11 protein-coding genes are annotated in these 13,595 nt (G+C 70.2%); 5 read left to right on the top strand and 6 right to left on the bottom strand.

Going from position 1 to position 13,595, the window contains the following annotated elements; genetic code table 11:
- The first annotated feature begins 2 nt into the window (after positions 1-2).
- The 4 genes from AC1MFI_RS00310 to sufU all read left to right on the top strand — a co-directional run bounded on the left by AC1MFI_RS00310 (position 3) and on the right by sufU (position 4,733).
- Entirely contained in the window at positions 3-1,289 is a 1,287-nt protein-coding gene (locus AC1MFI_RS00310; protein WP_479818689.1) for a GtrA family protein, read from the top strand.
- A gap of 323 nt (positions 1,290-1,612) precedes the next feature.
- Positions 1,613-2,752, top strand: coding sequence for an excalibur calcium-binding domain-containing protein (locus AC1MFI_RS00305; RefSeq protein WP_479818687.1), 1,140 nt, complete (start codon positions 1,613-1,615; stop codon positions 2,750-2,752).
- A gap of 211 nt (positions 2,753-2,963) precedes the next feature.
- Positions 2,964-4,280: an aminotransferase class V-fold PLP-dependent enzyme gene (locus AC1MFI_RS00300; RefSeq protein WP_479818685.1), complete on the top strand. Its 1,317-nt coding sequence runs from the start codon at positions 2,964-2,966 to the stop codon at positions 4,278-4,280.
- Positions 4,281-4,733 carry a Fe-S cluster assembly sulfur transfer protein SufU gene (sufU, locus tag AC1MFI_RS00295; RefSeq protein WP_479818683.1) on the top strand — a complete coding sequence of 151 codons (453 nt, stop codon included), beginning with the start codon at positions 4,281-4,283 and terminating at the stop codon, positions 4,731-4,733. It begins immediately after the preceding gene.
- Here the strand turns inward: sufU and AC1MFI_RS00290 are convergent.
- The 4 genes from AC1MFI_RS00290 to AC1MFI_RS00275 are packed head-to-tail and all read right to left on the bottom strand — an operon-like array spanning position 4,730 to position 8,609.
- On the bottom strand, positions 4,730-6,430 hold the full coding sequence (locus tag AC1MFI_RS00290) for a sensor histidine kinase (RefSeq protein ID WP_479818681.1): 1,701 nt from the start codon (positions 6,428-6,430) through the stop codon (positions 4,730-4,732). The genes sufU and AC1MFI_RS00290 overlap by 4 nt on opposite strands.
- A gap of 3 nt (positions 6,431-6,433) precedes the next feature.
- On the bottom strand, positions 6,434-7,789 hold the full coding sequence (gene nhaA, locus AC1MFI_RS00285; protein WP_479818679.1) for a Na+/H+ antiporter NhaA: 1,356 nt from the start codon (positions 7,787-7,789) through the stop codon (positions 6,434-6,436).
- A gap of 43 nt (positions 7,790-7,832) precedes the next feature.
- Positions 7,833-8,054, bottom strand: a complete 222-nt coding sequence (locus AC1MFI_RS00280) for an SCO4848 family membrane protein (protein WP_479818678.1) — start codon at positions 8,052-8,054, stop codon at positions 7,833-7,835.
- Between the two features lie 57 nt (positions 8,055-8,111).
- Positions 8,112-8,609 (bottom strand): DUF2505 domain-containing protein, encoded by a 498-nt coding sequence (locus tag AC1MFI_RS00275; protein WP_479818676.1) that lies wholly within the window; start codon positions 8,607-8,609, stop codon positions 8,112-8,114.
- A gap of 246 nt (positions 8,610-8,855) precedes the next feature.
- Here AC1MFI_RS00275 and mfd point away from each other — a divergent pair, with 246 nt between their 5' ends.
- Positions 8,856-12,452, top strand: a complete 3,597-nt coding sequence (gene mfd / locus AC1MFI_RS00270; protein ID WP_479818674.1) for a transcription-repair coupling factor — start codon at positions 8,856-8,858, stop codon at positions 12,450-12,452.
- 105 nt (positions 12,453-12,557) lie between these two features.
- On the opposite strand, the gene AC1MFI_RS00265 is transcribed toward mfd, so the two are convergent.
- Positions 12,558-12,866, bottom strand: coding sequence for a hypothetical protein (locus AC1MFI_RS00265; protein WP_479818672.1), 309 nt, complete (start codon positions 12,864-12,866; stop codon positions 12,558-12,560).
- A gap of 45 nt (positions 12,867-12,911) precedes the next feature.
- Entirely contained in the window at positions 12,912-13,592 is a 681-nt protein-coding gene (deoC, locus tag AC1MFI_RS00260) for a deoxyribose-phosphate aldolase (protein WP_479818670.1), read from the bottom strand.
- Between the last annotated feature and the right edge of the window lie 3 nt (positions 13,593-13,595).

The following is a 13,595-nucleotide window of genomic DNA, read 5'->3' as shown; positions in this document are numbered from 1 at the left end:
CGGTGAGACTCTCGGTCATCATTCCCGGTATCGGGCGGGCAGCGGATACAGCTGAGCTGGTACGGCGGATCGGAGGAGCCTGCGCGGGCATCGACGCCGAGATCATCATCGTCGACGCCGTTCGGGATGCGCACCCCACCAGGGCCGGCGGAACCGGCGGAACCGGCGGAACCGGCCGGACCGGCGGAACCGGCGGAAGCGTGCCGGTGCGCCGCGTCCGCCCCGACGATCCCCGGAGCGGGTCCAGCGGCGCGGTGATGGAGGGTATCGCGACGAGTCGGGCAACCTACTGCCTGGTCATGGAGGGAGGCCCGCACCACCCGCCCGAACTGATCCCGATCCTCCTCGCGCGGCTCGAGTCCGGCCAGGCCGACCTGGTCATCGCATCCCGCTACCGCGGCGCCGCAACGCCGGACGGGAACCTCCCGCGCCCCTCCAGGACTCCCGGCGCGTGGCGGGCTGCTTTCGTGGCGCGCGTCCTCTTCCCGGCGCGCCTCCGGAACTGCAGCGATCCCCTGGCCGGCTTCTTCGCGTTCCGGCGGGACGCGATCGACCCGGGACTGGTGCAGCCGAAGAGTCCCCACGTCCTGCTGGACATCCTCCTGCGCCACAGGCTGAGCGTCGAGGAGGTCCCCTTCGATGTCGGGCCGCATGCTGCCCGGCAGCCGAAGGCGACACCGGCCCAGGACCTGCGCTTCCTGCGCCAGCTCGGCGAGTTGCGGATAGGCCGTGCGGGCCTCTTCGCAGTGGTCGGCGCCATCGGGACCGTCCTCAACCTGCTGATCATGGCGGTGCTCCTGGCCTTCGACGTCCACTACGTGGCCGCGGCGCTGGTGGCGGCGGAACTGACCATCCTCACAAACTTCGTGATGCAGGAGAAACTGGTCTTCGCCGGCGACACGCGGAGCGCGCGGGTGCTCCGCCACCGGTTCGCCCAGTCCGTCGGGTTCAACAACATCGAAGCGGTGCTGAGGGTGCCGTTCCTCCTCCTGCTCGTCGAGGTCCTGGTGGTCAACAGTATGATCGCGCAGGCCGGCACACTGGCATGCGCCTTCGTGGTCCGTTACCTGTTCCATGCCAAGGTGGTCTACCGGCAGCGGTCCGCCGACTCCCCGGCGGCCGAGACCGTGCCGGTGGCCGCCGCGCCGGCGGTCCTCGAGGAACTCCACGCCTCGCTGAACCAGGGCCAGCGTGACCGGCAGCCGCAGGCCGGGAACGAGCCGGCCCCGTCAGCGCCGCGGCCGTCGATCACCCTGCCCGCCGCGGTGCTGAATCCCCTGGAGACCTGACGCCGGGCACCCCTGGAACGCGGGCAGCACGGGGATGACCCTCCGGGCGCCGAGTGGGAAACCGCCCGCCGAACCACCTGCGGGGTGCGGAGAATGTCCCTCTCGGCGCGCCCCCTCCACTCACGCCACCTGGAGAAACTACGTTCCCAGCCGCTACTGGCACTCGTCTTCCCCCGGGGACTCCGTGTTCTGAGCGCTGCTGGTTACCCGAGCGTACTTTCCGGGGTGACATGGAATGAGAAGTGAGCTTCGGACTTTCCAGAACCTGTTTCGGAAGAGCCATTCACTTCTCAACTCCCAAGAATCCTCGACGAAGGTCCTACATGAACAAGCGCACTACCTACCTCGCTCTCGCGGTAACTGCGGGTCTCACCACCATGGCATCGCCGGCCCTCGCCACGTCCGTGGCGCCCACCGATCAGGTGTGCGCGGGTCTCAGCAGCGGCAAGATCGACACGCAGGGCGACCCCCAAACGGTCACACTGACAGCACCCGAAGGCATGGTCATCACCGGTTACTGTGTGAAGGCCGGTTCCGGCAACCAGGGTGACGGGCCCGAGTACGTCGTCCTCGATCCCGCCGGTTACGCAGCCACCCTCGTGGTCTCCCACTCATCGGGCAAGGCAGTATCGCACTACAGCTTCACGACGGCGCCGGCCACGCCCGCTGTCGAGACGCCGGGCGACGAGACTCCCGTCGTCGAGACCCCGGTCGTCGAGACCCCGAGCGACCAGCCGCCGGTCGTCGAGACCCCGAGCGACCAGCCGCCGGTCGTCGGGACCCCGGTTGTCGAGACTCCGGTCGTCGGGACCCCGGGCGACGAGACTCCGGTCGTCGAGACCCCGGGCGACCAGCCGCCGATCGTCGGGACGCCGGTCGTCGGGACTCCGGTCGTTGAGACCCCGGTTGTCGAGGCTCCGGTCGTTGAGACCCCGGTCGTCGAGACTCCGGTCGAGACTCCGGTCGAGACTCCGGTCGAGACCCCGGTCGTCGGAACTCCGGTCGTCGGGACCCCGGGTGTCGGGACACCGGCCGTGGAGACGCCGGTCGTCGGCACCCCCGTGAACGATGCGCCCGGCACGAACGTCGTCATCGACGTTCCCGTTGTCGTCGTGGACGTTCCCGACACCACGCCCGGCTTCGCTTCCGAGGTCTACTACGAGAACTGCGACGCCGTCCGCGCCGCCAATGCAGCGCCGATCTACCTCGGCGAGGCGGGCTACCGCGCCGGGCTCGACAGCGACAGGGACGGTATCGGCTGCGAGGTGGCCGGCGAGGAAGACCGCGCCGTTACGCCGTCCTACGACGCCGGTGACACCAGGAACACCACGGGCACCGACGAGCTGGCCTACACCGGAACGGGCGAGGACATGAAGGTTGCCGGTGGCATCGGTGCGGCCCTGCTCGCGCTGGGCGCCGGCGTCGTCCTCGCCGGTCGCGGCCGCCACCGCAAGGCCGCATAGGGCATCCTGACCCTGCACAGCAGCACGTCGGAAGGGCCGGTCGCCATCGACCGGCCCTTCCGTCCGCCTGCGGGCGGCCGAACCCACCACCCGGAGCCTCCCATAGTTAGGCAGCACTGGGATGCCCCGACGGGCGCCGGGTGGCAGGATTAGAGCAGAGAATCCTTGCGTAATTACCGCAGGGGCTGCTGCCCGATCCGAGGAGCCCGAAGTGCCCGTGGTTGAAACGCCCGTCACGCTCACCCCGTCCGGCGCCGGCCTGACCGACGCCGAGGTGCACCGCATCCGCAACGACTTCCCGATCCTCGGGACCGAGGTCAACGGCAAGCCGCTCGTCTACCTCGATTCGGGCGCCACCTCCCAGAACCCGGTGAGCGTCCTGGAGGCCGAGCAGGAGTTCTACGAGCAGCGCAACGCGGCCGTGCACCGTGGCGCCCACTCGCTGGCCGTCGACGCGACGGACGCCTACGAGGACGCCCGCGCGGCCGTCGCCCGCTTCATCGGCGCCCGCACCGACGAGCTCGTCTGGACGTCGAACGCGACCGAGGGCATCAACCTGGTGGCCTACGCGATGTCCAATGCGGCCGCAGGACGCGGGGGAGAGGCCGCACGCCGTTTCGCCGTCGGACCCGGCGACCGGATCGTGGTCACCGAGATGGAGCACCACGCGAACCTCATCCCGTGGCAGGAGCTCGCCGCACGCACGGGCGCGGAGCTGCGGTACATCCCGGTGGACGACGACGGCGCGCTGCGCCTCGAGGAGGCCGCGGCCCTCATCACGCCGGCCACGAGGATCGTGGCCTTCTCCCACGCCTCCAACGTGCTCGGCACCATCAACCCGGTAGGTGAGCTCGTCCGGCTGGCGCAGTCCGCCGGAGCACTCACGCTGCTCGACGCCTGCCAGTCCGTGCCGCACCTGCCGGTGGACGTGAAGGACCTCGACGTCGACTTCCTGGTGTTCTCCGGCCACAAGATGCTCGGCCCCACCGGCATCGGCGCCCTCTACGGACGCGCCGAGCTGCTCAACGCCATGCCTCCCTTCCTCACGGGCGGCTCCATGATCACCACGGTGACCATGGAGCGCGCCGAATACCTCCCGGCGCCCAACCGCTTCGAGGCGGGCACGCAGCGCATCTCGCAGGCCGTGGCCCTCGGCGCCGCGGTGAACTACCTCGCCGAGACCGGCATGCAGCGCATCGAGGCCTGGGAGTCGACGCTGGGCGCGCGGCTCGTCGAGGGCCTCGGGAGCATCGACGGCATCCGCGTCCTCGGGCCGGCGGCGGGGATCCCGCGCATCGGCCTCGCGGCCTTCGACGTCGCGGGTGTCCACGCGCACGACGTCGGGCAGTTCCTCGACGACAAGGGCATCGCGGTGCGGGTGGGCCACCACTGCGCGCAGCCGCTCCACCGGCGCCTCGGCCTGACGGCCACGACGCGCGCCAGCACGTACCTGTACACCACGACGGACGAGGTGGACACGTTCCTGGACGCCGTCGCCCGGGTCCGTCCTTTCTTTGGAGCGCACTAGATGAGCACCGGCCTCGAACAGCTGTACCAGCAGATCATCCTCGACCACGCCAAGGCGCGGCACGGGTCGCCGCTGCGCGAGTACGACGGCGCGGGACGCTCGGGGGAGTCCCACCAGCTCAACCCCGTGTGCGGGGACGAGATCACCCTCCGGGCCGGAGTCGCCGAGGGCACCGTCACCTCGGTGACCTGGGACGGAGCCGGCTGCGCCATCTCCATGGCCTCGGCATCCGTGCTCACCGACCTGGTGCAGGGGCTGCCGCGGGACGAGGTGATCTCCCTGGTGGACGCGTTCCGGGAGGTCATGCGCTCGCGCGGCAGGATCGAGGCCGACGAGGAGGTACTCGGCGACGCGGCCGCGTTCTCCGGGGTCTCGCGCTTCCCGGCGAGGGTCAAGTGCGCCATGCTCGCGTGGGTCGCGCTCGAGGAATCGCTCCTGGCCGCGAACGCCTAGCCCGGGGTCCCGGCGGCTGCCGGCGGCTGCGGGATACGGACGGTGAAGCAGGTCCCCTGGCCCGGCGTGCTCCTGACGGAGATCGATCCGCCGTGCTCGTCGATGATGCTCCGGGTGATCAGCAGGCCGAGCCCCACGCCCTGCACGGCGGAGCTGCGGACCGACGGCGAGCGGAAGAACCGCTCGAAGACGCGGTCCAGTTCCTCCGCCGCGATGCCGATGCCGGTATCCGCCACCTCGATCACCAGCCCGTCGTCGCCGAGCGAGGCGTCGAGCGTGATGCTTCCGCCCCGCCGGTTGTACTTGACGGCGTTGCTGAGCAGGTTGTCGACGGCCTGGGCGAGCCGGCCGGGATCCACGACCGCGGGCAGGCTCGACGGCGCCCGGTTGACGAGCTGGAGGTCCGAGCGCGTCGCGCGCACCTCGGCCGACGACGCCGCGTCCGCGAGGATGGTGCCGACGTCGGCGGGCACGGCATGAACCGCGAAGGTGCCCGCGTTGATGGCCAGGAGGTCCTCGACGAGCTGTTCGAGCCGCAGGGCGTTGCGCCGCGCCACCACGATGAAGGCGCCGGCGTCGTCGGGCAGCCTGTCGCCGTACTCGAGCGTCAGCTCGAGGTACCCGAGGATCGACGTCAGCGGCGTGCGGAACTCGTGCGAGACGTTGGAGAGGAAGTCGTCCTTCGCCTGCAGCGCGAGGACCAGCTCCGTCACGTCGTTGAAGGACACCACCGTCCCGGCCAGGACGCCGTCGTCGTCGTGCATGGACTGGGAGGAGATGCTCAGCGCGCGCTGCGAACGCCCCTCACCGAGCCAGATCTGCTCGTTCTCGAGGTCCTCGCCCCTGATCGCCCGGATCACCGGGCGCTGCTCGGGCGGGATCGGGGTGACCCTGTCCGGGCCGAAGATCAGCAGCTCGGCCTCGCTCGGGTCGTCGTTGCCCGCGGGCGCCGCCCCGGCGTGGCCTTCCCGCTGCCGCGCGTTGGTGAGGATGTCGTGGCCCTGCGCGTCCACGGCCAGGAGCCCCACGCTGACCGTGTCCAGCACGGTGCTGAGCAGGCGCTCACGTTCCCGGCCGGCCTCCACGCTCTCCCGCAGGGCGGCCTGTGACACCCTGAGCGCCTGCTGCCGCCGCCGGTTGTCCTTCGTGAGTTCGCTGACGAACCAGGCGAGGCCGGTGAGCATGATGGGCAGCAGGATCGGGTTGCTCAGGGAGTCGTAGGTCACCGGGGTGGCGGTGAAAGCCAGCGGAAGCCAGACCATCGCCAGGGACGCGACGAAGGTGAGGGCGACGGCCGTGCTGGTCCTGATGCGGGAGGCGGCGATCCAGACCACCGGGAACGCGGCCAGGAGCCCGACGCCGGAGAGGCTTTCGCCGGCCGCTGCACGGGCGAGCCCGACGGCGACGAAATCCGCCAGCGGAACGAGGATCACCCAACGGCTCGGGATGCGGGACCATGGCAGCGTGCAGCACAGGACGAGCACGAGCAGGTTCAGCGCCCAGCCGGTGAGGAAGACCGCCGTCGAGTCGAGGTTCTCGTGCTCGACGACGCCGAGCACCATCGTCAGGGTGAACGTGATGGCGAGGGCGAGCTCGCTGAGGACGATGCGGCGGCGGTTCCGGGACCGTCCGACGGCGTGGTCGGACCCCAGGGGACGAGCCGTCCCCGGTGCCTGACCGCGGTCCGCCGTCGACATCCGCTAGTTCCCGCGGTCCTCGAAGACGTCGGGGATGCCGTCCTGGTCGGCGTCGATCTTCTCCTGCGCCTCGAGGCGGCGGTAGTGCTTGTTGCGGGCCCGGAGGACCACGCTCGAGAGCAGCGCGGCCGTGAGGGACGCCGTGAGGATGGCGACCTTCGCGTGGTCGTCGTGCTCGCTGCCGGCCCCGAAGCTGAGGTCGTTGACCAGCAGGGAGACCGTGAAGCCCACGCCGGCGAGGATGCCGACGCCCAGGAGGTCCCACCAGCTCAGGCCGGGGTCCAGGTCGGCCCTGGTGGTCTTCGTGACGAGGAACGTGGTCAGCATGATCCCGAGGGGCTTGCCGAGGACCAGTCCGAGGACGATGCCGATGAGCACCGGATCGGTGAGGGCCGACGCGAAGCCCTCGGCCCCGCCGATCGCCACCCCGGCCGAGAAGAACGCGAAGACCGGTACGGCGAAACCGGTGGACAGGGGGCGGAAGCGGTGCTCGAGGACTTCCGCGAGTCCGGGCTTGCCGGGCCGGGGCAGGGCCGGTTTCCCGTCGGATTTCCGCAGTACCGGAACGCAGAAGCCCAGCAGCACACCGGCGACGGTGGCGTGGACACCGGAGGCGTGCATGAGGGCCCAGGTGATGATGCCCAGCGGCAGGAGGATCAGCCACGGGCCGCGCGTGGTGGTGCCGAAGAACTTCGGCCGCCACTGGGCGAGGAGGGCGAACAGTCCCAGGGGCAGGAGCATCCACAGCAGGTAGGTGAGATGGACGTCCTCGGAGTAGAAGAACGCGATGATCGCGATGGCGATGAGGTCGTCGACCACGGCGAGGGTCAGCAGGAAGATCCGCAGGGCGCCGGGCAGGTGGGAGCCGATGACAGCGAGCACGGCCAGGGCGAAGGCGATGTCCGTCGCCGTGGGGATGGCCCAGCCGCGCAGCGTGTCGGGTGAGGAAAGGTTCACGGCGGTGTAGACGAGGGCGGGGACGACGACGCCGCCGAACGCGGCCGCGACGGGCACGATCGCACGGCTGATCCGCCGCAGGTCGCCCGCGACGAATTCGCGTTTGAGTTCCAGACCGGTGAGGAAGAAGAACACGGCCAGGAGGCCGTCCGAGGCCCAGGCGCCCACCGACAGCTTCAGGTGCCACGGCTCGTAGCCGAACTCGAAGTCCCGGACGGCGAAGTAGGACTCGGAGACGGGCGAGTTGGCCCAGATGATGGCGATCGCGCTCGCGATCAGCAGCAGGATGCCGCCGACCGTCTCCTTGCGGAGGATCTCCGTGATGCGCAGGTACTCCGGGTAGCTCGAGCGCTGCAGGATCACAGGATGGGCGCCGGACGCCTTCGGGTTCTCGTGTGCCATCGGTCTCCTGAGGTAGGGCGGATGCGGTGCGGGCGGCAGTGCCTCAGGCGATGAGGGCCCGCACCCCGATCACGGCGGTCGCGGCGCCGAGGATCATCGACGTCGAGATGAGCATGAGGTGCACGGTGAGGAACCGCGTGGCCGCTCCCTTCTCATCGCGCGCCCGCGGGTCCTTCAGGATACGGCGAAGGAAGGGCGGCCAGACGATCAGGGTCCAGACGCCGGCGAGGATCAGGATGAGGGCGAGGGGGGTGGGGAGCTGCACGGTGCGGTCTTTCGGGTCGGGGAGGGTGGGAATGCGCGGCGCTGGAGGGCTGCCGGGTCAGCGGCTCTCGAGCCACTTGCGGGCCTCGACGGCCTGCACATTGAGTGCCTTGCCGATCATCGGCTCGGCAGCGCCGGCGATCTTCCCGCCGAGGAACGGGATGGAGGAGGTGACGTTGCCCTGGAGGTCGACGACGGTGTCGGTGCCCTGGGCGATCAGGCGCTGCACGGCCGAGACGTTCAGGGGGACGCCGGCGACCGTCATCTCGAGCGAGGCCTGACGGGAGCCGTCGGCCGCGGGAGCCTCCCAGTGCTCGGTCTGCGTGACGGAGAGTGTCTCGCCGACGAACTTGCGGGCCATGTCCGGCAGCCGGTCGGTGGGCATGGTGCGCACGGCGGTGAGCGTGAACGCCCCGGCGGCGTCGCCGTCGAGCGTGAGGGACTCGAGGGATCCGCCGACGTACTCGCTCATGTGGCGCACGAAGGCCTCGTCGGTGAAGACGCCGAGCACCGTGGTGGTGTCGTAGGGGAGCGTGGTGGACGCGTTCAAAGCCATGGTTCCTCCGGAGGATTCGGGGTGGACGCCGCCGCGACGGCGGGCCAGGGGTCTTCCGCAATCCTACGGCCTGGCCCCTGGTGGGGTGGGGCCGGACCGGCAAAGCGTCAGGGCCCCTTGGTAGAGTTGACGCATCCCCGGGAACGATTCGTCTTTCCGGGTTTTCGTGCTGTCCCCGTCCCGTCGGCGAGCGTCTCGACCGACGGGACGGGGCGGAGGAATCCACTCCTGAGGAGCCCCTGACAGATGAGCCTGAACGGATTGCGCGCGGCGCTTGCCGATGACGTTTCCTACGCGCGCGTGCGGACCAATGCCTCGCGGCCGGTCGAGCAGCGCAGCGCCGACCTGCAGATCGGCGCGCCCGCCGGGATGCGGGCCCCGCTGATCGCGGAGATGGTCGACGGCCTCGACACCCTCGGCGGCGCCGGTCCCGACGGCGCCGTGCCGGTGGTCCTGGCGATCACCGCCACCGGGCGGGAAGCGGAGGACCTCGCGGCGGCGCTGCGCAGCTACCTGCCCGAGAGTGCCATCGAGGAGTTCCCGAGCTGGGAGACCCTGCCCCACGAGCGGCTGTCGCCCCGCTCCGACACCGTGGGCCGCCGCCTCTCGGTGCTGCGCAGGCTCGCGCACCCGGAAGGGTCCCCGGTCCGGGTCATCACGGCGCCCATCCGCGCCGTGGTGCAGCCGCTCGTCGCCGGACTCGGCGACCTCGAGCCCGTGTCCCTGAAGGTCGGCGACGAGGTGGCCTTCTCCGACGTCGTCAAGGCCCTCTCCGACGCCGCCTACGCGCGCGTGGACATGGTCACGCACCGCGGTGAGTTCGCGGTGCGCGGCGGCATCATCGACGTCTTCCCGCCCACCGAGGACCACCCGATCCGCGTGGACTTCTTCGGCGACGAGGTGGACCAGATGCGCTGGTTCGCCGTCGCCGACCAGCGTTCGTTGACCTCGGGCGAGCCGCCGGCCGCCCTGTACGCGCCGCCGTGCCGCGAGATCCTCATCACCCCGTCGGTCATGTCCCGCGCCGCGAGGCTGCAGTCCGAGCTGCCGGCCGCGGCGTCCATGCTCGAGAAGATCGCCGGCGGCATCGCCGTCGAGGGCATGGAGTCCCTCGCGCCCGTGCTCGTCGACGCCATGGTGCCCTTCGCCGGTGAGCTGCCGCCCGGTTCGATCGCCGTCGTCATCGAACCCGAGAAGGTCCGTGCCCGCGCGCACGACCTCGCCGCCACGAACGAGGAGTTCCTCGCGGCCGCGTGGTCCACGGCGTCCGAGGGCGGTGCCGCACCGCTCGATCTCAGCGAGGGGCTGGGGACGGACCTGCAGGAAGCCAGCTTCCGCTCGCTCACCGACACCCGGGCGACGGCGCTCGCCCACTCCGTGGCGTGGTGGGGCATCACGTCCTTCGGCGCCGACGAGGAACTGAGCGACGTCGACAGCTTCACGCTGCACGCGCGCGAACCGCGCGGCTACCAGGGCGACGTCGCCGAGATGATGGAGTTCATCGGCGGCCGCGTCCGTGACCAGTGGCGCGTCGTCGTGGCCACCGAAGGCCCCGGACCGGCCCAGCGCCTCGCGGAGCTCTTCCACGACAACGACATCCCCGCCAGCCGCGTCGACTCGCTGGACGCCGCGCCGCAGGCGGGCATCATCGAGATCACGACGGCGTGCGCCGGCCGCGGGTTCGTGGTGGACGGCCTGAAGATGGGGTTGCTCACGGAGGCGGACCTGCTCGGCCGCACGAGTGCCTCGGGCACCCGCGACATGCGCAAGATGCCCTCGCGCCGCCGCAACGCCGTCGACCCCCTGCAGCTCAAGGAGGGCGATTTCGTCGTCCACGAGCAGCACGGCGTGGCGAAGTTCGTCGAGCTGATGCAGCGCTCCACCGGTGCCGGCCCCACGCGGACCACGCGCGAGTACCTCGTCCTCGAGTACGCGCCGTCCAAGCGCGGTGCGCCCGGAGACCGCCTCTTCGTGCCCACCGACCAGCTCGACCAGGTCACGCGCTACGTCGGCGGCGACGCCCCGGCCCTGAGCAAGATGGGTGGCTCGGACTGGAGCAAGACCAAGAACCAGGCGCGCAAGGCGGTCAAGGAGATCGCGGGGGAGCTCATCCGCCTGTACTCGGCGCGCATGGCATCGCGCGGACACGCCTTCGGCCCGGACACGCCCTGGCAGCGTGAGCTCGAGGAGGCTTTCCCGTACGTCGAGACACCCGACCAGCTGACCACCATCAACGAGGTCAAGGCGGACATGGAGCGGGAGGTCCCGATGGACCGCCTCGTCTCCGGCGACGTCGGCTACGGCAAGACCGAGATCGCGGTGCGGGCGGCCTTCAAGGCGGTGCAGGACGGCAAGCAGGTGGCCGTGCTCGTACCCACCACGCTTCTGGTGCAGCAGCACTTCGAGACCTTCTCCGAGCGGTTCTCCGGCTTTCCCGTCCGCGTGCGCGCGCTCTCCCGGTTCCAGACGGCCAAGGAGTCACGCGAGACGGCGGAGGGACTCACCTCGGGCGCCGTCGACGTCGTGATCGGCACGCACCGCCTGCTGTCGAAGGAGGTCTCCTTCAAGGATCTCGGCCTCGTGATCGTCGACGAGGAGCAGCGATTCGGCGTGGAGCACAAGGAAGCGCTGAAGAAGATGCGCACCAACGTGGACGTCCTCGCGATGAGCGCGACGCCGATCCCGCGCACGCTCGAGATGTCGCTCACGGGCATCCGCGAGACCTCGACGCTCGCCACGCCGCCGGAGGAGCGCCATCCGGTGCTCACGTACGTGGGCCCGTACACGGACAAGCAGGCCTCGGCCGCCATCCGGCGCGAGCTGATGCGGGAGGGACAGGTGTTCTTCGTGCACAACCGCGTCTCGTCGATCGACCGCACCGCGGCGCACCTCAAGGAGCTCGTGCCCGAGGCACGCGTCGCGGTCGCCCACGGGCAGATGACGGAATCCCGGCTCGAGCAGATCATCGTGGACTTCTGGGAGAAGCGGTTCGACGTGCTCGTCTGCACCACGATCATCGAGACCGGACTGGACATCTCCAACGCGAACACGCTGATCGTGGACCGCGCCGATTCCTACGGCCTCTCGCAGCTGCACCAGCTGCGTGGCCGCGTGGGCCGCGGCCGGGAGCGGGCCTACTCCTACTTCCTGTACCCCTCGGAGAAGCCGCTGGGCGAAGTGGCCCTCGAACGCCTCAAGGCCGTCGCGTCGCACAACGAGCTGGGCGCCGGCATGCAGCTGGCCATGAAGGACCTCGAGATCCGCGGGGCGGGCAACCTGCTCGGCGGCGAGCAGTCGGGCCACATCCAGGGCGTCGGCTTCGACCTCTACATCCGCCTCGTCGGCGAGGCCGTGGCCACCTTCCGCGGCGAGGCCGAGGAGAAGGCGGCGGAGATGAAGATCGAGCTGCCGGTCAACGCCCACCTGCCGCACGACTACGTGCCCGGGGAGCGGCTCCGGCTCGAGGCCTACCGGAAGCTCGCGGCCGCGATCACGGACGAGGCGATCGACGCCGTCGTCGCCGAGCTCGAGGACCGCTACGGTGAGCCCCCGGCTGCGGTGCAGAACCTGATCTCCGTGGCGCGCTTCCGGGTGGCCGCCCGCGCCCTCGGGCTGACGGACGTGGCGCTGCAGGGCAACTTCATCAAGTTCGCACCGGCGGACCTGCCCGAGTCGAAGCAGATGCGGCTCACCAGGATGTACCCGGGCGCCGCCATCAAGCCCGCGCTGAATGCGGTGCTCGTCCCGAAGCCGAAGACCGCGAGGATCGGAGGCCGGGACCTCGTGGACGCCGAGATCCTCGACTGGGCGAAGAACGTGCTCGATGCGGTGTTCACGGCGTAATCCTGCCGAGGTCCGCGCCGCCGGCTTGCAGGATGAACGAGAAAGGCCGTCCCCGTGGGGACGGCCTTTCTCGGTTCGATCGTGCGCGCTCTGTCCGCGCAGGGATCAGGAACTCACGCCCGCCGAGGTCTCCTTCTCGTCGGTGCGGTTTCCCTCGGCGAGGTCGTAGCCGGTGTCGGCGCGCCCCAGGATGCCCTGCGGGACGAAGAACGCGATGAAGGCCAGCACGATGACCGCGGCCATGGGCCACACATTCTGCGGGGTGAACCAGGTCAGGAGGTACATCCCGAGCAGGAACAGGCCGAACATGATCACGAACACCAGGATGTTCCCGACGAGGTGGCCCTTGCCGGCGTGGGCGGGCGGGCTGTCGGCGCGGCGGCTGGTGCGCTCCGCGCTGGCTTCATGTGACATTCGGTCTCCTAGCGTGCGTTCCTGCGGGATCTTCCTGCGGCGCCCTCAGTACCCTGCGGCGCCCTGTTCACCCTTAACGATAGCGACTCCCGAGCTGGCCCCGATACGGGTTGCTCCGGCGTCGATCATGGACCTCGCGTCCTCGAGCGACCGGACGCCGCCGGAGGCCTTCACGCCGAGGTCCGGACCGACGGTCCTCCGCATCAGTGCGACGTCCTCGACGGTGGCGCCGCCGCCGTTGAAGCCGGTGGAGGTCTTCACGAAATCCGCTCCTGCCTCCACCGCGGCCTCGCACGCAAGCACTTTCTGCTCGTCGGTGAGCAGCGAGGTCTCGATGATCACCTTGAGGATGGCGCCGTGCTCGTGGACGGCGTCGGCCACGGCGAGGATGTCCTGCACCAGCAGGTCCTTCTCGCCGGCCCGGGCGGCAGCGATGTCGATGACCATGTCGATCTCGTCGGCGCCGTCTGCCACCGCGCCGCGGGCCTCGAAGACCTTGACCTCGGTGGTGGTGGCGCCCAGGGGGAAGCCGACCACGGAGCACGTGAGGACGCCGGTGTCCTTCACCGCGGTGCGGACGGTGCTGACCCACAGGGGGTTGACGCAGACGGACTTGAACGAGTACTCGACCGCCTCGCGGCAGACCTCGAGGATCTGCTCGCGGCTGGCCTCGGGCTTCAGGAGCGTGTGGTCGATGTAGGAGGCGAGGGATACGTCGGTAGGCATGGT

Source organism: Arthrobacter sp. BC5, from assembly GCF_056680255.1.
This window is presented reverse-complemented; position numbering and strand designations above follow the sequence as displayed.

Coding starts and splice junctions, on each gene's coding strand:
- AC1MFI_RS00305 (WP_479818687.1), top strand. CDS start 1,613: ATGAACAAGCGCACTACCTACCTCGCTCTCGCGGTAACTGCGGGTCTC.
- sufU (WP_479818683.1), top strand. CDS start 4,281: ATGAGCACCGGCCTCGAACAGCTGTACCAGCAGATCATCCTCGACCAC.
- nhaA (WP_479818679.1), bottom strand. CDS start 7,789: ATGGCACACGAGAACCCGAAGGCGTCCGGCGCCCATCCTGTGATCCTG.
- mfd (WP_479818674.1), top strand. CDS start 8,856: ATGAGCCTGAACGGATTGCGCGCGGCGCTTGCCGATGACGTTTCCTAC.
- deoC (WP_479818670.1), bottom strand. CDS start 13,592: ATGCCTACCGACGTATCCCTCGCCTCCTACATCGACCACACGCTCCTG.
- AC1MFI_RS00265 (WP_479818672.1), bottom strand. CDS start 12,866: ATGTCACATGAAGCCAGCGCGGAGCGCACCAGCCGCCGCGCCGACAGC.
- AC1MFI_RS00275 (WP_479818676.1), bottom strand. CDS start 8,609: ATGGCTTTGAACGCGTCCACCACGCTCCCCTACGACACCACCACGGTG.
- AC1MFI_RS00290 (WP_479818681.1), bottom strand. CDS start 6,430: ATGTCGACGGCGGACCGCGGTCAGGCACCGGGGACGGCTCGTCCCCTG.